Here is an 18322-nt window from a genome sequence, read left to right on the forward strand (position 1 = left end):
AAAAAACCCGGCGAGTGTGCCGGGCTTTTTCAAACGGCGATCACGCCATCAGGCTTCAGCCAGTTGCGTGTCGAACTCCTTGATGTACTGCGCGGCCAACTGGTCCTTCTGTTTTTCACTGAGCAACTTGCCGGCCTGCTGGAAGAACTTCTGCTCTTCTTCCTTGAGGTGGTGGTGGACCTTTTCCGAGAGCTTCTTCGCGGTGGCCATCCAGGCCGGGCTCGACATCTCGGTTTCGTCCAACTCTTCCATCATCTCGTCCATTTCATGATGCTCGGAAATGGCGTGGCGGCTGAGGTCGATACCCAAGTCGTGCTCCATCAACGGGATGTAGAAGAAACGCTCTTCGGCGGTTTCATGGGCCTGCAACTCGGCTTTCAACTGCTGATAGGCTTCGACTCGCTCTTTCGAGTCGCCATGGGTCTGGATCAAGGCGTCGGCATAACCGCGCTGGCGTTCGTGGCTTTCGCGCAAGGCTTCAAAAATATTCACGGGCAATGCTCCGGCGGGGTCTGTCAAACCTAGACACCACGGCGAAATCAGCAGTTCCCTCGGGATGGAATCGCGCTCGCACTCGCGTTAATCTGCTCGCCCCTTTTTGCTGACACATGGACGTCATCATGGCTATACGCATCGAACTGTCGCACGCCCCTACGCCCGAAGAGCGCCTGGCGATCCTAACGCCCCTGCGCGCCTACAACATTGCCCAGGCAGGCGAAGGCAACAGCCGCGACTTCGCCCTGCTGCTGCGCGACGACGAGAGCAACGACATCCTTGGCGGGCTCTACGGCAAAATGTTCTACCACTGGATGTTCATCGACCTCCTCAGCGTCCCCGACCAGGCTCGCGGCCAAGGCGTCGGCACCCGCCTCATGCACATGGCTGAAGCCCTGGCCGAGGAAAATGAGTGCGTCGGTATCTACCTCGACACCTTCGACTTCCAGGCCCCCGCGTTCTACAAAAAACTCGGCTTCAGCGAAATCGGCCACATCAACGACTACCCACCGGGACATGCGCGGTTCTTCTTTCAGAAACGGTTGCGTGATTGCTGAGAGCGTCAACGCCTGCACGGCTTGCCGCGTGCCCCGGAGCTGGCTCGCACACACTTGGACGGCTAAATCCGCCAGTTGATTGACCCTGTGGCGAGGGAGCTTGCTCCCTTGCCACAATGGATTGAGGTGCGTCTGATGGTGATGGGTTGGATGTGAGGACGCCTTCGCGAGCAGGCTCGCTCCCACATTGATCTGCTGTGAACTTGGATGTATTGAACACCGAAGAAACCTGTGGGAGCTGCGGTGCGACGATTCGACTTGCCAGCGATGAGGCCAGCACATGCAAAACCCTTGGTACATCTTGTAGTGACTGGTTGGCTGGAAGTCCGTCATCGCTGGCAAGCCAGCTCCCACAGTGTCCGCGTGTACCCACAGAATTGCGTACCCCCATCAGGTCGAGTGTCAGCTCGCCGCGCTTTTGATCTTGATCTGGCTTTTGATCCACCCGCCCCGTCGGGAGGCTGAGTGGAGGTATGCATCCGGGGTTGGCGCGCAGCGCCGCACGACGCAGTCGGGCTCATTGCATGGAGGTGCAGCGAAGCCAACCGGAGGGCGATGCCCCCGGATGAATGCCGGAGCGAAGGAACCCCGAGCCACGGCGAGGGGCCGTACGTCAGGGGCAGCCTTTTGGGTTACCTTTTTGGCGTCTGAAAAAGGTGACTCGCTGTAAGAGCGAAACCATAAGCTGCCGTTACCGCAGAAATGGATATGTACACCCTCAAAAACCCCAGAGCCAGCCACATAGCCTTCGCGAGCAAGCCCGCTCCCACATTTTTGATCTGTGTACAGCCGTCAGCGACACGTCGTCTGTCAAGACGCCTTCGCGAGCAGGCTCGCTCCCACCAAAAAGCCTCAGGCGCTCGCCGCCATCTGCGCCAAATACTCCCACGGATAAATCCCCCGCTCGTGCCCATCGCTGAACACCAGTTGCACCCCATACCCCTGACCATTGACCGCCACCACCCGCACCCGCGCATCCACCATTGGCGTCGAGCCGCGCAAGCGGAAGGCGCGGCATTGCGAACACGGACACTGCCGACGCAACTCGGCATGTCCCAGCAGTTGTTCGCGCCCGTCCGGCCAGTTCAGGCGCAAACGCTGATGTTCCTGCGAATTGCCAATCGCCACGGGGTTCATTGCAACTGACTCAGGGCAATGCGTACTGCTTTGCGCACTTCCGGGTCGCCGTCGTCCTGGAACGATTGCAGCGCCGGGATGGCGTTGCGGTCGTTGAGTTCGCCGAGGGCCAGGGCCGCTTCCTTGCGCAGGTTGCTGATGCGATGGCCGAGGGTGTCGATCAAGGCGTCGAGCGCCGGGGTGTAGCGCAGGCGACCGAGGCTACGGGTGGCGCGCAGGCGTACTTGCCAGTAGTCGTCGGTCAGTGCTTCGACCAGCGCCGGGCCAGCGTCGGGGTGGCCGACCTTGCCGAGGGTGGTGGCGGCTTCTTCGCGCACTTGCCAGGCGAGGTCATTCAAGGCCTGACGCAAGGCCGGCAACACTTGCGCGTCCGAAGCCAGGCCGAGGGCGCCAGTGGCGGCGCGGCGAACATCGGTGTCCGGGTCGCCGCTGGCCAGGGTTGCCAGCGCCGGCAAGGCGTCCAGTTGCTTGAGCCAGCCGAGCACACCGACTGCCTCGCGCCGCACGCCGGCATCGTTGTCGGCCAAGGCCTGTACCGCAGCAGCCGCCGCGCCGGGAAAACGCAGCTCACGCAACGCGCGAAACGCGGCGATGCGCACCGTCGTCTCGGCATGCGCGGTCCACGGCAGAATCACCTGCCCCGCCGCCGCGCTTTTCAGCAGGCTGAGGCTCTGCGCCGCGGCTTCCTGCACCGCGCTGGACGGATCGGTCAACGCCTGGCACAACGCGGCCACCACCGGCTCGTCCTCCCAGGCTTCGAGCAGCCGCGCGGCTTCGGCGCGCACTTCTTCAGTGGGGTCGTGTGCCAGGCGATCCACCAGCCACAGCAAGCCTTCCGGCTCTTCGAGGTCGGCCAGTTCGATCAGGGCAATGCGCCGCACCCCGGCATCGGCGTCGGTCAGGCGCGGTTGCAGGGCGAGGATGTCATCGTTGTCGGTGCTATCGAATAGAGAGGTCATAGGGCAAATCGCGGCAGTGTGTTTTCGAGGGGAAGTCCGAGGGGGTTCAGGCGTGGCAATTGCCGACCGTCCTCGTGACGCAGCAGTTCGAGGCAGTGACGCTTCAAACGGGAAAATTCGTGGCGGGTCACCAGCTCCGTGGTGCGTGGCCGCGGGAAGTCCAGGCGCAGGTCTTCGATGATCCGCCCCGGCCGTGAGCTCATCACCAGCAAGCGATCGGCGAGGAACAGCGCCTCGTCAATGTCGTGGGTGACGAACACCACGGTGGTGCGGATTTGCGTCCAGATATCCAACAGCAATTCCTGCATGTTCAGCCGGGTCAGCGCGTCGAGGGCGCCGAAGGGTTCGTCCATCAACAGCAAACGCGGGCGGTTGATCAGCACACGAGCGATTTCCACCCGTTGCTGCATGCCGCCCGACAGTTGATTCGGCCAGCGGTCGGCGAAATCCTCAAGGCCGACCAGCGCCAACATCTCATCGGCCGCCTTGCGCCGCTCGGCCTTGCCGATGCCCTGCATTTTCAGGCCGAACGCCACGTTGTCGCGCACGCTGCGCCACGGGAACAAGGTGTGTTGCTGGAACACCATGCCCCGTTGCGGCGAGGGCCCGGCCACCGCCGCACCGTCGACTCGCAGGTTGCCGGCGCTGGGGTTGAGGTGCCCGGCCAAGGCGCCGAGCAGGGTCGATTTGCCGCACCCGGACGGTCCGAGAATGCACACAAACTGCCCCGGCTCGATGCGGCAGTCGAGGCCTTGCACCGCTTCGAAGGCCTGGGCGCCATCGCCGAGGACGATGGACAGTTGCTCGATATCGATCTGCCCCTGGGGGCTTTGCATCATGCTCATCAGGCTTTTCCTCGAGGTCGGTGCCATGGCGTGAACAGCCCGCCCAGGCGTTTGATCAACAGGCTGCTGCCCATGCCGAGCACGCCAATCAGCAACATGCCGACCACGATGTCGGCGTAGTTCTGGATGGTGTACGACTCCCAGGTGTAGTAGCCGATGCCGAACTGCCCGGAGATCATTTCCGCGGTGACCAGGCAGAACCATGAAGTGCCCATGCCGATCGCCAGGCCGGTGATGATGCTCGGCGCGGCGCCCGGCAGGATCACTTCCAGCAGGATCGCCGAACGTCCGGCGCCGAGGCTTCTGGCCGACGCGATCAAGCGCGGGTCGACCCCTTCGACGCCGTGCACGGTGTTGAGCAGAATCGGGAACAGCGCGCCGGTGAAAGTGATGAACACCATAGACAGTTCCGACGACGGGAACATCAGGATCGCCAGTGGAATCCACGCCACCGCAGGAATCGGGCGCAGCACTTCCAATGGCGGCAGCAGCAAGTCTTCCGCCCACTTCGAGCGGCCGATCGCCAGGCCGAGGGCGACGCCAATCAACAACGCGGCCAGGTAACCGGCGAACACCCGGCTGAGGCTGCTGCTCAGGTGTTGCATGAGCTTGCCGGAATCGGTCAGGCCCAGCGCCGCCTCGACCACCGCTGCGGGGGTTGGCACATTGGCGAACGTCACCAGGCCGAGGTTCCAGTGATGGCTGGCAGCGAGGTGCCAGAACAGCAGGCAGAGCAGCAGTGAGGCGGCCCTTGAGGTCCAGCGGGCATAGGATCGATGCACAATTATTCCTCTCAACCCAAAACACTGTGGGAGCGGGCTTGCCCGCGAAGAGGGCCGCTCAGCCAGCACATCATTGACTGACCCGACGCCATCGCGGGCAAGCCCGCTCCCACAGGGATCAGGTCGTTCTCATGGTTAGCGACTGGCCACGGCCTGCGCCGTTGCATCGGTAAAGTCAAACACCTTGCCACCCTGCGCCGAGGCGAATTGTTGGGCCTGGCCCTTGAGCAGGAAAGCGCTGAGCCGGCCTTGGGCATCGCTGGCAAACCACGCCTGATCGGCCAGCAACTTGATGCCGCTGTCGCTCGCCTGGGCATACACCGCGCGGATGTTCTTGCCGTCCTGCTTGAGCGCGGCCAGGGCGGTGAATGCCCCTTCCGCCGAGGCGTAGCTGCGCACCGTCGGCTCGCCGCGCACCCAGATTTGCGCGACCCGTTTGGTGTCGGTGATCGGCGCACCGCTCACCGCATCCTTCACCGTCAGCGGGGTCGGCGTGTAGTTGGCCAGTTGCGCGTTGTAGTCCAGATTCGACGCCTTGAACGCGGCGCGGATGTACTGGTCGTCGATGAAGTTATTCAGATCGAGGCCACGATCGGCCTTCTTCAGTAGCTTCAAGGTATCGATCGCGGTGCCCACTGCCTGGCGGTATTCCGGTTTCCAGCTGAGGTCGCGGGTCTGCACGCCGAGCGGTCCGTAGAACAAGTAATTGACCTCGGCATCGACGCCGGTGACCTTGGCGATCAGCTCGCTGTATTTCTCCGGTTCGGCGGTCAGCAACTGATTAGCTTCGAGGCTGGCGCGCAGGTAGGCGACGACGATTTCCGGGTACTTCTTCGCGTAGGCCTGGTCCACCAGCGCGCCGTGGAAAGTCGGCGCATTGGCTTGCGAGCCGTCGTAGATCTTGCGCGCGAATCCACGGCTGGGGAACAGTTCGGCGAACGGCACGAAGTCGGCATGGGCGTCGATTTTGCCCGCCTGCAACGCAGATCCGGCGACTTCCGGTGGCTGGGCGATGATGTTCACGTCCTTGAGCGGATCCCAGCCCTGGGCGGCGACCGCGCGCAGCAACATGCCGTGGGCGGTGGAGGCGAACGGCACGGAAATGGTCTTGCCCTTGAGCTCACTGAGCGACTGCACGCCCGAGGCGCTCGGCACCACGATGCCGTTGCCGCTGCCCTTGATGCTGCCCGACAACACGCTGATAAACAGGCTGTGCTTGCCGGCGGTTTCAAACGCCACGCCGTTGAAGGCGCCGGGGAAATCGGCCATGGCGCCGAAGTCGAGTTTGCCCGCGACCATCTCGTTGGTCAGCGGCGCGCCACTGGTGAAGTTCTTCCACTGCACCTCGTACTTGGCGTCCTTGTACTGGCCGTCGTGGGGTAAGTATTTGTCGAGCAGGCCCAGCTCACGAATCAATAGGCCGCCGGCGGCGCAATTGATGGTGGTGTCCTGGGTGCCGATGGCAATCCGGATGGTCTCGGCCTGGGCCGACAAGGTGAAGGAAGCCAGTACCAGACCGGCCACTGCAGCACGCAGCAATGTAGGTGAAAACATGGGTGAATCCCCTCGAATCATTTATAGGATGTTCGTCTCCGCCGCGATCAGGGCGCGGTGGGAAACGAGGGGTGTTTTGAAGCAGGCGTCCGGTGTTGCCGGATGGCTTTGGGTTGTCTGGGCGACCTCATCGCTGGCAAGCCAGCGCCCACAGATTTCTATGGTGTTTGCAAAATCCATGTCCCACTGAAATACCCTGTGGGAGCTGGCTTGCCAGCGATGGCGTCCTCACCGTCACCGCAACAAATAAGGAATTTCCACTTTCACCGCCCCGGTCGGGCAGTCTTTTTCACAGGGCATGCAGTACCAGCATTCATCGAACGCCATGTAGGCCTTTTGCGTGGCCGGGTTGATCGCCAGCAGGTCCATCGGGCACACGTCGACGCACACGGTGCAGCCTTTGTGGGCGATGCACAGGTCCTCGTCCACGGTGACGGGAGCATTGGAGCGGAAGAAAATTTCCTGGGGTTGGTAGGCCATGGTTCGGGCTCTCTTGATTGATCCGTCAGGCCGCGTCGGCGCCCACGCGCAGGCGGTCGTAGGCCTGCATTTCTTCGGCGTCGAGCGGGATGATGTAAGGCTCCACGGCTTTCTTGAAATTGGTCATCTGGCCGTCGTCACCCTTCTTCAGGTGGCAATGGCAAAACCAGTCACGGTCGTTGCGCAGCGGGTGGTCGACCCGGTGGTGGTACAGGCCCCAACGGCTTTCCGCGCGAAACAGCGAAGCGCGGGCGGCCATTTCGGCGCAGTCGCGGATCATGCTGACTTCCATGGCGCGCATCAGCTCGTGCGGGTTGTTGGCCTTGATCTGGTCGAGGTCGTGCTGGATATCGCTGAAACGCTGCAGACCGATCTGCATTTTCTTGGTCACTTTCGGCGGTTGCAGGTAATCGTTCACAAAGCGCCGCAACTTGTATTCCACCTGGTTCGGCGGCAGGCCGTGCTCGCGATCGAGCGGTGCGTAGACCCGTTGTTTTTCGGTTTCGATTTGCGCCGCACTCACCGGGGAGAACTCACGTTCGGCGACATAATCCGCCGCGTTGTTGCCGGCAAACCAGCCGTAAGTGAAGGCGCCGAGCATGTAGTTGTGCGGCACGGCGGCCATGTCGCCGGCCGAGTACAGACCTTTCACCGAGGTCTCGGCGCGCTCGTTGACCCACACCCCGGACGCCGAATGACCGCTGCAAAAACCGATTTCCGAGATGTGCATCTCGACCATTTGCGTGCGGTAGTCGGTGCCGCGATTGGCGTGGAACTGTCCACGGCTCGGACGTTCGTTGCTGTGCAGGATCTCTTCGATGTTCTGGATGGTTTCCTCGGCCAGGTGATCGAGTTTGAGGAACACCGGGCCGTTACCGCTTTCCAGCTCCTGGTGAAACTCCCACATCATCTGCCCGCTCCAGTAGTCGCACTCGATGAAGCGTTCGCCCTTGTTGTTGGCGGTATAGCCACCCAAGGGACCGGTGACGTAGGCGCAGGCCGGGCCGTTGTAGTCCTTGATCAACGGGTTGATCTGGAAGCACTCGAGGTTCGCCAGTTCGGCCCCGGCGTGGTAAGCCATGGCGTAGCCGTCGCCGGCATTGGTCGGGTTTTCGTAGGTGCCCATCAGGTAGCCGGAGGCCGGCAGGCCCAGGCGCCCGGCGGCCCCGCAGCAGAGAATCACCGCTTTGGCCTTGATGACATGAAAGTCCGCAGTGCGGCAATCGAAGCCCATCACGCCGTTGACCGCACCCTCCTCGTCCGTCAGCAATCGGGTGCACACCACGCGGTTGGTGATGCTGACCCGCGCCCGTTTCAACTGGCGGTACAGGACTTTCTTGATGTCGTGCCCTTCCGGCATCGGCAGCACGTAGGCGCCCATGTGGTGGACTTTCTTCACCGCGTAGTCGCCGGTTTCGTCCTTCTCGAACTTCACGCCCCAGCGGTCCAGTTGCTCGATGGTTTCAAAGCTGTGGGTGGCGTAGGCGTAGACCGCAGCCTGGTTGACCACGCCGTCGTTAGCAATGGTGATTTCCTTGGTGTATTGCTCCGGCGTCGAGTGGCCGGGGATGATCGCGTTGTTCAGGCCATCCATGCCCATGCTGATCGCGCCGCTGCGCTTGACGTTGGCTTTGTCGATCAGCAACACACGCAGATCGCGGTTGCGCTCCTTGGCCTTGATCGCCGCCATCGGCCCCGCCGTGCCGCCGCCGATGACCACGATGTCGTATTCCTGCTCAAGCGTATTGCGCGTCATGCCCGATCCCCTTTGTGACGGTCGATCCGCAGGCGGTACTGGAACGCATCGCCGCGGTAGTAAAGGTGTTCAAAATCCAGCGGCTGACCGTCGGCGTTATGGGTCAAGCGCTCGATGCGCATGATCGGCGAACCCGCCTCGACGTTCAGCGCCTGGGTCAGGTCGCTGTCGGCCAGCACGGCGTCGATCGCCAAATCAGCGTGGCCAAGGGCTTGGCCGCAGTCGTTTTCGAGGATCAGGAAAATGTCGCGGGTCACCAGATCGGCCTTCTCCAGCCGCTCGCCGAGGGCCTTGGGCAGGTAGGTGATTTCCAGCGACACCGGCTCGCGGTTGATCAGCCGCACCCGTTTTATCTGCGCCACGGTCTCGCCTTCAGCGATTTGCAGCCGCTCCGCCACCAGTTTGTCGGCGGGGATGAATTTGAAACTGCGCAGGCGGTTGATCACCTCGTAGCCGCGGCCGGTCATCGACTCGGCGAGACCCTGCAAGGTGCTGACGTTCTGGAAGGTCTTGGGCTTGGCGACGAACGTGCCTTTGCCATGGATCTTGAAGATCAGCCCTTCTTTCTGCAGATCGCCCAGGGCTTGGCGCACGGTGATGCGACTGACTTTGAACAGCGCACCGAGTTCGCTTTCGGACGGCATCTGGCTGTCTTGCGGGTATTGGCCGTCAAGAATCCGCGAACGCAGCACGTCGCGCAGTTGGGTGTGCAGCGGAACACTGCTGAGGGACAAGACATGATCGGTCATCAAAGGCCACTTGTTATGACGAGTTATGGCCGGATCTTAGAGTTGTTATAACAAGCTTGAGAAATACTGTTTGGGCATAACCTTAGAGCAGGCTTGAGATGGAAGCTTTTGATCCTGTGGCGAGCGAGCTTGCTCGCGCTGGAGGGCGAAGCACTCCCCCAACATTTGCAGTGGCTGTGGGATTTTCGGGCCGCTACGCAGCCCAACGGGGGCAAGCCCCCTCGCCACAGAAAGCCAGAGCGCGCTGGGGTCAGGCGCTGCGCAACGCCCGCAAATCCAGATGTCCATCCTGCAAGGGCGGGCACCAGTAGTAACCGCCGGTAAGCGGTTGGCTGATCTGGTAGAGGCCATCGACAATGCCGTCTTCCAGGCCGCTCATGCGCCGCAGTTGCACTTCGAAGGCGTCAAGGGAGAAGCCAAAAGCGAGGAACATCAGGCCGGCGCGGTCGCCGTCGATCCACGGCATCGAGCGGCGCACGACGAAGGCTTCTGGGGCGAAGCTTTCCTGGGCAGTGCGTTTGACGTGGGCCGAGATCGGCGCGTCTTCAAGCTCGACGTTATCGCTCAGGCGCCGCCCCATGATGTCGTCCTTGGCCCCCGCCGACAGTCCATGAAAGCGCTGCAAGTCGTGCTGCCACTGCTGGATCGCGGCGAAGCTGCCGCCCACTGTGCCGTCCGCACCATGACTTACCAGGGCGGCGGCGATCGCCGCGTCGTCGTGGGGATTTTCGGTGCCGTCTTCATAGCCGGTCAGGTCATGGCCCGTCTTGTGGCGGAAGGTTTCGTTCATCATCACCAGACGCAAGGCCGGGGCCAGGAGCGCTTGCAGCGCCTGGCTGCGGTTGAGCAAATCGCCGCGATCATCGCCTTCGCCGCTGTGCAGCCAGCACCACAGCGCGTGCTGGGTCGAGGGGTTGTCGACGCCGACGCCGGCCAGCGCCGGGAACGGCCGCAAGCCATTGATCGAAGCGCCCATCGCCTTCACCAGCGACTCCCCCAGTCCCACCACCGCCGCGTGCCCGGCCAGCCACTGCGTCAGCCGATCGAGTGCCGCCGGCAGGTCGGTGACGGATTCGAGGGCGAAAAACAGATGGCGGGCCTGGGCCGGAACGGGGGTGGCGAGGATGCCGGGCTGGTAATGACTCATGAGAACTCCTAAAAAAGGAGCGCAGTTTACCCGCCGCACCCACGCTTGTGGACGTTCACCCACGATCAAATTCAGCGTATCGCGTGGGCTTATCGCACCACCCTCTTAAAAAACCACCCCGGACAGGCGTATAACCCTTTAAAGCCAATTGCGAATAGATAGCCGCCACTGCGCGGTCACCTTTGATGGGGGGTAGCCACATGACCACAGCCAACATCCTTGCCGACCTGTTCCCGAGCAGCGCCGAGATCCCCGAGGCCTACCGCCTCGCCGGGCAAATCGAACAGCGCGACTACTTGGTGGACGGTGAACTGAAGACCTGGACCGGCCCGCTCGCCGTGGTGCGCAGCCCGGTGTACCTGGCTGATGGCAATGGCGACGAGCAAGTGATCCTCGGCAGCACGCCGCTGCTGGATGCCGACACCGCGCTCACCGCCCTCGATGCCGCCGTGCGGGCCTATGACCGTGGCCAAGGACAGTGGCCGATGATGCGCGTGGCCGAACGCATCCAGCACGTCGAAGCTTTCCTCGCGCGGATGCGTGAACAGCGCGAGGCCGTGGTCAAGTTGCTGATGTGGGAAATCGGCAAGAACCTCAAGGACTCGCAGAAAGAATTCGACCGCACCTGCGACTACATCGTCGACACCATCAACGCCCTCAAGGAACTCGATCGCCGCTCCAGCCGCTTCGAACTGGAACAGGACACCCTCGGCCAGATCCGCCGCGTACCCATGGGCGTCGCCCTGTGCATGGGCCCTTACAACTACCCGCTGAACGAGACGTTCACCACGCTGATTCCGGCGCTGATCATGGGCAACACCGTGGTATTCAAACCGGCCAAGCTCGGCGTATTGCTGATCCGGCCATTGATCGAGGCGTTCCGCGACAGCTTCCCGGCCGGGGTAATCAATGTGATCTACGGCAGCGGCCGGGAGACCGTCAGCGCCTTGATGGCCAGCGGCAAGATCGACATTTTCGCCTTCATTGGCACCAACAAAGCCGCCAGCGACCTGAAGAAATTGCACCCCAAGCCGCATCGCTTACGCGCGGCATTGGGCCTGGACGCGAAGAACCCCGGCATCGTCCTGCCCGAGGTGGATCTGGACAACGCAGTCAGCGAATCCCTCACCGGCTCGCTGTCGTTCAATGGCCAGCGCTGCACCGCGTTGAAAATCCTCTTCGTCCACGAAGACGTGGTCGAGGCCTTCATCGAGAAATTCAACGCCAAGCTCGCCCAGCTCAAACCCGGCATGCCGTGGGACAACGGCGTGGCGCTGACACCGCTGCCGGAGTCGAGCAAGGTCGACTATCTGCACGGCCTGGTGGCCGACGCGGAAAGCAAAGGCGCGAAAGTGGTCAACCCGCATGGCGGTGAGGCGCGCGCGTCGTTTTTCTACCCGGCGGTGTTGTACCCGGTGACCACCGACATGCGTGTGTACCAGGAAGAACAGTTCGGCCCGGTGGTGCCGATCGTGCCGTACCGCGACCTGCAAACGGTGATCGACTATGTGCTGGAGTCGGACTTCGGCCAACAACTGAGCCTGTTCGGCACTAACCCGGTGGAGATCGGCCGGCTGGTCGACACCTTCGCCAACCAGGTCGGCCGGATCAACCTCAACGCCCAGTGCCAGCGCGGCCCGGACACGTACCCGTTCAACGGGCGTAAGAATTCCGCCGAAGGTACGCTGTCGGTGCATGATGCGTTGCGGGTGTTCTCGATCCGTACCCTGGTCGCGACCAAGTTCCAGGACAGCAATAAAGAGCTGATCAGCGAGATCATTCGTGGCCGCGATTCGAGCTTCCTGACCACCGATTACATTTTCTGAGGGACCCGATCTGAGCCTGTTCACCTCTGCCCGGACCCGCCGCTGGCTGCGGCCGGTGTTCGACCCGTTCCAGCGCTACCGCCATGCCCGGGTCATCCATGCGGTGCGGGTGGCGCTGGGTTTGCTGGCAACCATCCTGCTGACCTCCGGCATCAACCTCCCCCACGGCGAGTGGGCTTCGGTGACCATGCTGGTGGTCATCGGCGGCTTGCAGCACCACGGCAACATCGGCAAAAAAGCCGCTGAACGCGCCACCGGCACCTTGATCGGCGCCGGTATCGGGTTGCTGCTGGTGGTGCAACAAGCCTGGCTCGGTCTGCCGTGGCTGACCTATTTTGCGATGTCGGTGATTTGTGGCTTCTTCTCCTACCACGCCATCGGCAAGGGCGGTTACACCGCACTGCTGTCGGCGATTACTGTGTTCATCGTCGCCGGCCATGGCGACAACCCGGTAACCGACGGCCTGTGGCGCGCGGTGGATATTCTGATCGGCATTGCCCTGGCCCTGGCGTTTTCCTTCGCCCTGCCGCTGTACGCGGTGTACTCGTGGCGCTACACCCTGGCCAGCGCTTTGCGCGACTGCGCCACGGTGTATGGGCGGATCGTCGGCGGCCAATCGGTGACCGATGACGAACACCTCAAACTCATGGGCCGCTTGAACGTGGCGATGGTGCAATTGCGCTCGCTGATGCCGTCGGTGTCCAAGGAAGTGCGAATTTCCATGACCGAACTGGATGCCGTACAGCGCAACTTGCGGATGTGCATCAGCACCCTGGAAATCCTCGGCAACACCCGGCCGGATACCAACGACGCCGAGGCGATGGCGCACCTGCAAACTGCATTGAAGGCGCAACACCGGCAGATTCGCGTACAACTGGTGGGCATGGCCCGGGCCCTGCAATCGGGTGCTTCCGGGCGTTTGGGGCGGGCCATCGTGACTACTGAATCGGGCCTGGAGGCGCCGGTTCATTCACGACTCGACGGCTACCGATTGTTGACCCGGCAAATGGCGACCAACATCGCCGACATGCGCCAGCGCCTGGCGAAAACCGCGCCGCGCTGGAAAATCTGAGCACCGCTCACTGCATCGCTGCGCGCCGCCATTTGATGCCCCAGCCCTGCTGCATCCCGGCGGCGGCCAGCAAGATCGCGCTCACCCCGAGCCATTGCACAGGCTCCAGACGATGACCGAAGGCCAGCCAGTCGACGAAAATCGCCGCAATCGGGTAGATGAAGGACAAGGCGCCGGTCAATGCGGTCGGCAGTTTCTGGATCGCGCCGTACAGCAAAACGTACATCACGCCGGTATGCACCACCCCTAACGTCAGCAGGCTGGCCCAGGCGCCGGGTTGTTGCGGCAACGTCGAAAACGTGGCGAACGGCGCCAGCAGCAACACCCCGGTGCACACCTGAATCAGCGCGATCAGATGTGGCGGTGTGCCGCTCAATCGCTTGATGATCAGCGCCGCGATGGCGTACAGCAACGCCGCCCCCAAGGCCAGGGCGATGCCCAGCAGGTAATCACCGCCGCCGGCGCCCTCCTCGCCATGAGCGCTGACGATCGCCAGCATGCCGAGAAAGGAAATCCCCAGCCAGAACAGCTTTTGCAGGGTGATTTTTTCGCCGAGAAACAGCGCCGCCAGCCCAACCAGCATGAACGGCTGTACGTTGTAGACCGCCGTGCCGACGGCAATCGACGCGCGGGAGTATGAGGCGAACAACAGCAGCCAATTGCCGACAATTGCCACTCCACTGAGCACCGCCAGCAGAAAGGTGGCGCGGGTCAGCAGGCCTGGTTTCAGGAAGCCAAACGCCGCGCAAATCAGCAACAAGGTGCCGGCACCGAACAGGCATCGCCAGAACACCACGTCCAGCACCGGTTGCCCGGACACCAGCACAAACCAGCCAATGGTTCCGGAAATCAGCATGGCCGCGGTCATCTCGATCGAGCCGCGACGAAGTGTGTTGTCCATCATTTAACTCCTCTGCAAGTGCGGCCATTATCACGATCCCGTGCGGGGCTTCTCCAGCGACTAAATCAGGCTAAACTGACGTTGTGCCTTTTTTACGAAGGCCAATCGTCCTGTTTGCCTAATCGAGATTCGCCATGACCGATGACATCGATCAATTGCTGATTGCCGCGCTGATGGAAGACTCGCGTCGCTCGTTGAAAGCGCTGGCCAACATCAGCGGTTTGTCGTCCCCCAGCGTTGCCGAGCGTTTGCGCCGGCTGGAGGAACGCGGCGTGCTCAAGGGTTACACCGTCGAGGTCGACCCAAAATGCTTTGGCTATCAATTGCAGGCCATCGTGCGCATCCGCCCGTTGCCGGGGCGGTTGCAGGAAGTAGAACGGCAAATCCAGGACATTCCCGAGTTCACCGAATGTGACAAGGTGACCGGCGACGACTGCTTTATCGCGCGCCTGCATGTCCGCTCGATGGAACAACTCGACACCCTGCTCGACCGCCTTAATACCGTCGCGGAAACCAATACCGCTATCGTCAAGAAGACTCCGGTCAAACGCCGCTTGCCGCCCATGGCCTAGTGTCGCCAAGGGCTGCTAAGCTGCGGTTTTCCAGCTAAGGATCGGCGGTATGAAAATAAAGGTAATGATGCTGGCGGCATTGCTGCTCGGTGGTTGCGGCACGGTGCAGACCGTGGTCCGCAGTGACGAAGCAGCGGCCAACAGCCTTCGGGAATTGAAGACGTATTGCGGCGCGGTGCCGCGTATCTACAGCGGCATTACGTACGACTTCTGCGCCCTGCATGCGCCATTGCGCGAAGGCATCAAGGATGATGACTTTCGCAACGCCACGCCCATCGTGCTGATTGATGCCGTGGTCTCCGGAGTATTCGACACCCTGCTGCTGCCGTACACGATTTATCGGCAAAATGCCGACGGCAGTATCGTCATCACCGAGTAGCCGCGGCACAAATCGCAGGCAAGAAAAAACCCGCCGAAGCGGGTTTTTTCGTTGATGCCGATTGATCAGTCGTCGCGACTCATGATGCCGAAGATCTGCAACAAGCTGATGAACAGGTTGTAGATCGATACATACAGGCTGATGGTCGCCATGATGTAGTTACGCTCACCGCCATGGATGATGGCGCTGGTCTGGAACAGAATGCAGACCGAGGAGAACAGCACGAAACCTGCGCTGATCGCCAGTTGCAGGCCGCTGATCTGGAAGAACAGGCTGGCCAGTACCGCACCCATCAAGACGAAGAAACCCGCGGTGATGAAGCCGCCGAGGAAGCTCATGTCTTTGCGGGTGATCAGCACGTAGGCCGACAGACCACCGAATACCAGCGCAGTCATGGCGAATGCCGAGCTGACCACTTCAGCGCCGCCCTGCATGCCCAAGTAGCGGTTGAGGATCGGGCCGAGCAGGAAGCCCATGAAACCGGTCAGGGCAAACGCCGACACCAAGCCCCAAGCGGAATCACGGAGTTTGTTGGTGAGGAAAAACAGCCCGTAGAAACCGATCAGCACCACGAAGATGTTCGGGTAGCCGACGCGCATCTGCTGCGCCACGAACGCCATCACGCCGCTGAACGCGAGGGTGAGAGCTAGCAAGCCGTAAGTGTTGCGCAGGACGCGGCTAACTTCTAGCTGCCCAGCCTGCACGCTGTTGTTAACTGCGTAATCCTGTTCGCGCATGGCGACTCTCCTGTTGGTTTGAAACGTTCGGATGCAAAGATCATAACAGACGCTCTGTAACAAGCTACGTGGAGAGTTTGACAGTGTGTTTCATTCCGGTATTATGGCGCCCGCAACGCAAAACGGAGGTGTGGCCGAGTGGTTTAAGGCAACGGTCTTGAAAACCGTCGACTGTAACAGGTCCATGAGTTCGAATCCCATCGCCTCCGCCATCTTTATACGACAAAGCCCTGATTATTCAGGGCTTTGTCGTTTCTGGCCTACGGGGAATTTCTCCACACATGGCAGGCGTTCCATAACTATTATGGAAGTGTTCCATAACTAAGCCTCGAACTCCCCTCTTCCGGCGTCCTGCCGACAGTTAATAAAACTTCATTTGCCACGGTGCTACGCTGACCTCATAACCGAGGATTCGCGATGCCACATTCTGACCTGCTCCCGTCCCTGCTTTACAAAATCAACGAGAACCAGCTCGCGCTTGAGGCTGCCATCATGGAGCTTTCCAACTGGGTGGAAGCCCGCGGGTCCGCCGACGTGGCCGACAACATCCGAGGCGCAATGGACACCATCGACAAAAACGAGGAGTTCATCAAGCTGACCCTGGCCGTGCTCATGGCGCCGGAGTGAAGCTGCAATTCGTCGCCCCGCTCTCGCCCGGCAACCCTTCATCGATTACTGTATATCCAAACAGTATTTTGATAAGGCGTCACCGTGGATCCCTACGAAATCGAAGACACCAGCGACTGGCTCGGCTGCCCGACGCATCTGGAAACCGTCAAGCACTACGCAGATCTGCTGGAAAACGAGGTGCTCGAACTGAATCTGCAGCTACGCAGGGCCCGAGAAAATATCCATGGTCTGGTTGAGATGCACGCGGAAGCAGTCGCGCAGCGCGAGGAAGCGCAACGCCTGCTCAGGGAGCGGGCTGGCGAACTGGCGGCCGTTCGGAAAGAGCTTTACCACATGGAGGTAGCGGCGAGGGGCGCAAAGCGCGAGGTCGAGCGGTTGCGCGGGATACTGGATAACCTCACCCCGCAGACCAAGACAATCTTCTAGGTGATGAACTGATTACAACGGAGCCAGGGATTTCAATCGTTCATCGAGCGCAGCTTCGAAGATGATGTATAAACGCTCGGCATCGCCTACCCGCAGCGCGCCGGCCGTCTCAAGCCCGAGCACGAAGCCGTCGGCGCGCGCGCCAGCCTTCACAGCGACGATCATGGAGTCGGCCCGGCCGATCTGAGCCAGCAGTCGGTCGGCCTCCCGCATCATCTTGTCACCCATCACTACACCTTCCACTGCCGCACCTCTCAATTCGCCATCCAGTAAAAGACCAGAAGCACCGCCGATATCCAGACGACTGTCATCAGCATCATGAGGGCGGCTTGTAGCTTGTCCATGTCGTCCGTTCATCCTGGTTGAGCGGTAATGATGATCCGCGCCGGCCAGGCAGACAAGTGCTGCAGGAAGCCGCACCTTCTACGGCACATCTTTGAAGAATATGTGATGCCCGAGCTTCAGCGTCTGCGTGGCGCCCTTCGTCCAGGAGGGGGCTTTGGGCATCGTGGTCGAGTAGTAATGAGTGGCGCCGCCGGTCGGATCTGGCGCGGTGCCGGCGATGACGTGGTCAGCAGCGATCCGGGCCTGGGCAAGTTCGCGGAACGGGATCGGCTTAGCGCCGCTGAGGTAGGCGAAGTTCGGATCGTTCTTGTTCCAGCAGCTGAACTGATACGGCTTCTGGCAGACGCCTGCGTAACCCTCCCCCCACCAGGACTTTGCCTTGCCATCGAACACGCGGTTGCGGATGGTCCACGCCACAGCGATTAGACCGATCAGATCCTCACCGCGTGCCTCGCCCCACAGCGTTCGAGCGAGGATCTCGCGGTCTTTCTCGGTAACAGCCATAACTTTTCTCCAGACAAAAAAATACCCGCTCAATGGCGGGCTGCTTTACTGCTCAGGTCATACCGGGGTGGCAGGCCAAAGGATCGACGCTGGATAGCCGGGTTGCTCGGGTAGCCTGTTGAGCGCGATCCTGTATTTCTTCCAGGCTTTCAAAAGTGCCACCTCAACATCGGTCGCATCATCGATATCCACGGCGTCCTGCAGTGGCGTGATCGCATAATCAGCGATTGATCGAAGCTTTGCCGCCTCGGTGACTGCCTCAGATAGGTAATCACGCGGTGGTATTGGTCGATCAACGAGAATGGGGTAACCGTTTTCGTCTGCCTTAATGCTTTTTCCAGCAGACTGACCATCCAGGAGGTCTTGACGCAAAGCCCATGAAATCTCAACTGCGCCTACTGGAATATCACCACCGTCCGGAACATCGTCGAATGACGTAACCGCGGCATAAAATAAGATTGTCATTGGC

The 18322-nt window shown here is 61.2% G+C and carries 22 protein-coding genes and 1 tRNA gene; 8 read left to right on the top strand and 15 right to left on the bottom strand.

The annotated features are described in order from the left end of the window. Positions 1 to 48 precede the first annotated feature (48 nt). Entirely contained in the window at positions 49 to 492 is a 444-nt protein-coding gene (locus RG836_RS00005) for a hemerythrin domain-containing protein (RefSeq protein ID WP_310842128.1), read from the bottom strand. 128 nt (positions 493 to 620) lie between these two features. Between RG836_RS00005 and RG836_RS00010 the strand changes: the two genes are divergently transcribed. Continuing rightward, complete coding sequence (locus RG836_RS00010) at positions 621 to 1052, top strand: GNAT family N-acetyltransferase (protein WP_310842129.1); 432 nt, start codon at positions 621 to 623, stop codon at positions 1050 to 1052. A gap of 852 nt (positions 1053 to 1904) precedes the next feature. Here the strand turns inward: RG836_RS00010 and RG836_RS00015 are convergent. The 9 genes from RG836_RS00015 to RG836_RS00055 form a co-directional block, all read right to left on the bottom strand. Beyond that, positions 1905 to 2189, bottom strand: coding sequence for a DUF971 domain-containing protein (locus tag RG836_RS00015; protein ID WP_310842130.1), 285 nt, complete (start codon positions 2187 to 2189; stop codon positions 1905 to 1907). After that, positions 2186 to 3148, bottom strand: coding sequence for a HEAT repeat domain-containing protein (locus tag RG836_RS00020; protein ID WP_310842132.1), 963 nt, complete (start codon positions 3146 to 3148; stop codon positions 2186 to 2188). The genes RG836_RS00015 and RG836_RS00020 overlap by 4 nt, the downstream gene beginning before the upstream one ends. Continuing rightward, positions 3145 to 3993 carry an ABC transporter ATP-binding protein gene (locus tag RG836_RS00025; protein ID WP_310842133.1) on the bottom strand — a complete coding sequence of 283 codons (849 nt, stop codon included), beginning with the start codon at positions 3991 to 3993 and terminating at the stop codon, positions 3145 to 3147. Before RG836_RS00025 ends, RG836_RS00020 begins: the two co-directional genes overlap by 4 nt. Further along, positions 3993 to 4775 (bottom strand): ABC transporter permease, encoded by a 783-nt coding sequence (locus RG836_RS00030; protein WP_310842134.1) that lies wholly within the window; start codon positions 4773 to 4775, stop codon positions 3993 to 3995. Before RG836_RS00030 ends, RG836_RS00025 begins: the two co-directional genes overlap by 1 nt. Positions 4776 to 4910: 135 nt before the next feature. Continuing rightward, positions 4911 to 6329, bottom strand: a complete 1419-nt coding sequence (locus RG836_RS00035) for an ABC transporter substrate-binding protein (RefSeq protein WP_310842136.1) — start codon at positions 6327 to 6329, stop codon at positions 4911 to 4913. A 234-nt stretch (positions 6330 to 6563) separates the two neighbouring features. Then, a complete protein-coding gene (locus tag RG836_RS00040; RefSeq protein ID WP_007946457.1) occupies positions 6564 to 6809 on the bottom strand; it encodes a 4Fe-4S dicluster domain-containing protein in 246 nt (81 codons plus the stop codon). Between the two features lie 25 nt (positions 6810 to 6834). Continuing rightward, entirely contained in the window at positions 6835 to 8565 is a 1731-nt protein-coding gene (locus RG836_RS00045) for a fumarate reductase/succinate dehydrogenase flavoprotein subunit (RefSeq protein ID WP_310842149.1), read from the bottom strand. After that, positions 8562 to 9314 carry a GntR family transcriptional regulator gene (locus RG836_RS00050; protein WP_310842152.1) on the bottom strand — a complete coding sequence of 251 codons (753 nt, stop codon included), beginning with the start codon at positions 9312 to 9314 and terminating at the stop codon, positions 8562 to 8564. Before RG836_RS00050 ends, RG836_RS00045 begins: the two co-directional genes overlap by 4 nt. Positions 9315 to 9564: 250 nt before the next feature. Beyond that, on the bottom strand, positions 9565 to 10461 hold the full coding sequence (locus RG836_RS00055) for a Dyp-type peroxidase (RefSeq protein ID WP_310842154.1): 897 nt from the start codon (positions 10459 to 10461) through the stop codon (positions 9565 to 9567). Between the two features lie 200 nt (positions 10462 to 10661). Here RG836_RS00055 and RG836_RS00060 point away from each other — a divergent pair, with 200 nt between their 5' ends. Then, a complete protein-coding gene (locus tag RG836_RS00060) occupies positions 10662 to 12287 on the top strand; it encodes an NADP-dependent glyceraldehyde-3-phosphate dehydrogenase (protein ID WP_310842156.1) in 1626 nt (541 codons plus the stop codon). A gap of 46 nt (positions 12288 to 12333) precedes the next feature. Then, positions 12334 to 13359: an FUSC family protein gene (locus tag RG836_RS00065; RefSeq protein ID WP_310842305.1), complete on the top strand. Its 1026-nt coding sequence runs from the start codon at positions 12334 to 12336 to the stop codon at positions 13357 to 13359. A 7-nt stretch (positions 13360 to 13366) separates the two neighbouring features. Here the strand turns inward: RG836_RS00065 and RG836_RS00070 are convergent, their stop codons facing one another. After that, complete coding sequence (locus tag RG836_RS00070; RefSeq protein WP_310842161.1) at positions 13367 to 14260, bottom strand: DMT family transporter; 894 nt, start codon at positions 14258 to 14260, stop codon at positions 13367 to 13369. Positions 14261 to 14394: 134 nt separating this feature from the next. On the opposite strand from RG836_RS00070, the gene RG836_RS00075 reads away from it, so the two are divergent. Beyond that, complete coding sequence (locus RG836_RS00075; RefSeq protein ID WP_310842164.1) at positions 14395 to 14832, top strand: Lrp/AsnC family transcriptional regulator; 438 nt, start codon at positions 14395 to 14397, stop codon at positions 14830 to 14832. Positions 14833 to 14881: 49 nt separating this feature from the next. Beyond that, positions 14882 to 15211 (top strand): YceK/YidQ family lipoprotein, encoded by a 330-nt coding sequence (locus RG836_RS00080; RefSeq protein WP_310842165.1) that lies wholly within the window; start codon positions 14882 to 14884, stop codon positions 15209 to 15211. 65 nt (positions 15212 to 15276) lie between these two features. Here RG836_RS00080 and RG836_RS00085 read toward each other — a convergent pair whose 3' ends face one another. Next, positions 15277 to 15948 carry a Bax inhibitor-1/YccA family protein gene (locus RG836_RS00085; protein ID WP_310842166.1) on the bottom strand — a complete coding sequence of 224 codons (672 nt, stop codon included), beginning with the start codon at positions 15946 to 15948 and terminating at the stop codon, positions 15277 to 15279. Positions 15949 to 16072: 124 nt separating this feature from the next. Here RG836_RS00085 and RG836_RS00090 point away from each other — a divergent pair. The 3 genes from RG836_RS00090 to RG836_RS00100 all read left to right on the top strand — a co-directional run bounded on the left by RG836_RS00090 (position 16073) and on the right by RG836_RS00100 (position 17004). After that, positions 16073 to 16160 (top strand) — tRNA-Ser (locus tag RG836_RS00090). Between the two features lie 205 nt (positions 16161 to 16365). After that, positions 16366 to 16575, top strand: a complete 210-nt coding sequence (locus tag RG836_RS00095) for a hypothetical protein (RefSeq protein ID WP_310842167.1) — start codon at positions 16366 to 16368, stop codon at positions 16573 to 16575. A gap of 84 nt (positions 16576 to 16659) precedes the next feature. Then, entirely contained in the window at positions 16660 to 17004 is a 345-nt protein-coding gene (locus tag RG836_RS00100; protein ID WP_310842169.1) for a hypothetical protein, read from the top strand. Between the two features lie 12 nt (positions 17005 to 17016). Here RG836_RS00100 and RG836_RS00105 read toward each other — a convergent pair whose 3' ends face one another. The 3 genes from RG836_RS00105 to RG836_RS00115 all read right to left on the bottom strand — a co-directional run bounded on the left by RG836_RS00105 (position 17017) and on the right by RG836_RS00115 (position 18318). Further along, entirely contained in the window at positions 17017 to 17247 is a 231-nt protein-coding gene (locus RG836_RS00105) for a hypothetical protein (RefSeq protein ID WP_310842307.1), read from the bottom strand. A gap of 180 nt (positions 17248 to 17427) precedes the next feature. Then, positions 17428 to 17853, bottom strand: a complete 426-nt coding sequence (locus tag RG836_RS00110; protein ID WP_310842171.1) for a cell wall hydrolase — start codon at positions 17851 to 17853, stop codon at positions 17428 to 17430. A 57-nt stretch (positions 17854 to 17910) separates the two neighbouring features. Continuing rightward, a complete protein-coding gene (locus RG836_RS00115) occupies positions 17911 to 18318 on the bottom strand; it encodes a tail fiber assembly protein (protein ID WP_310842172.1) in 408 nt (135 codons plus the stop codon). Positions 18319 to 18322 lie beyond the last annotated feature (4 nt).

The sequence above is a fragment of the Pseudomonas rhizozeae genome (assembly GCF_031583775.1).
Classification (GTDB): domain Bacteria; phylum Pseudomonadota; class Gammaproteobacteria; order Pseudomonadales; family Pseudomonadaceae; genus Aquipseudomonas.

Coding starts and splice junctions, on each gene's coding strand:
- RG836_RS00010 (WP_310842129.1), top strand. CDS start 621: ATGGCTATACGCATCGAACTGTCGCACGCCCCTACGCCCGAAGAGCGC.
- RG836_RS00015 (WP_310842130.1), bottom strand. CDS start 2,189: ATGAACCCCGTGGCGATTGGCAATTCGCAGGAACATCAGCGTTTGCGC.
- RG836_RS00020 (WP_310842132.1), bottom strand. CDS start 3,148: ATGACCTCTCTATTCGATAGCACCGACAACGATGACATCCTCGCCCTG.
- RG836_RS00025 (WP_310842133.1), bottom strand. CDS start 3,993: ATGAGCATGATGCAAAGCCCCCAGGGGCAGATCGATATCGAGCAACTG.
- RG836_RS00035 (WP_310842136.1), bottom strand. CDS start 6,329: ATGTTTTCACCTACATTGCTGCGTGCTGCAGTGGCCGGTCTGGTACTG.
- RG836_RS00040 (WP_007946457.1), bottom strand. CDS start 6,809: ATGGCCTACCAACCCCAGGAAATTTTCTTCCGCTCCAATGCTCCCGTC.
- RG836_RS00045 (WP_310842149.1), bottom strand. CDS start 8,565: ATGACGCGCAATACGCTTGAGCAGGAATACGACATCGTGGTCATCGGC.
- RG836_RS00050 (WP_310842152.1), bottom strand. CDS start 9,314: ATGACCGATCATGTCTTGTCCCTCAGCAGTGTTCCGCTGCACACCCAA.
- RG836_RS00055 (WP_310842154.1), bottom strand. CDS start 10,461: ATGAGTCATTACCAGCCCGGCATCCTCGCCACCCCCGTTCCGGCCCAG.
- RG836_RS00060 (WP_310842156.1), top strand. CDS start 10,662: ATGACCACAGCCAACATCCTTGCCGACCTGTTCCCGAGCAGCGCCGAG.
- RG836_RS00070 (WP_310842161.1), bottom strand. CDS start 14,260: ATGGACAACACACTTCGTCGCGGCTCGATCGAGATGACCGCGGCCATG.
- RG836_RS00075 (WP_310842164.1), top strand. CDS start 14,395: ATGACCGATGACATCGATCAATTGCTGATTGCCGCGCTGATGGAAGAC.
- RG836_RS00080 (WP_310842165.1), top strand. CDS start 14,882: ATGAAAATAAAGGTAATGATGCTGGCGGCATTGCTGCTCGGTGGTTGC.
- RG836_RS00085 (WP_310842166.1), bottom strand. CDS start 15,948: ATGCGCGAACAGGATTACGCAGTTAACAACAGCGTGCAGGCTGGGCAG.
- RG836_RS00095 (WP_310842167.1), top strand. CDS start 16,366: ATGCCACATTCTGACCTGCTCCCGTCCCTGCTTTACAAAATCAACGAG.
- RG836_RS00110 (WP_310842171.1), bottom strand. CDS start 17,853: ATGGCTGTTACCGAGAAAGACCGCGAGATCCTCGCTCGAACGCTGTGG.
- RG836_RS00115 (WP_310842172.1), bottom strand. CDS start 18,318: ATGACAATCTTATTTTATGCCGCGGTTACGTCATTCGACGATGTTCCG.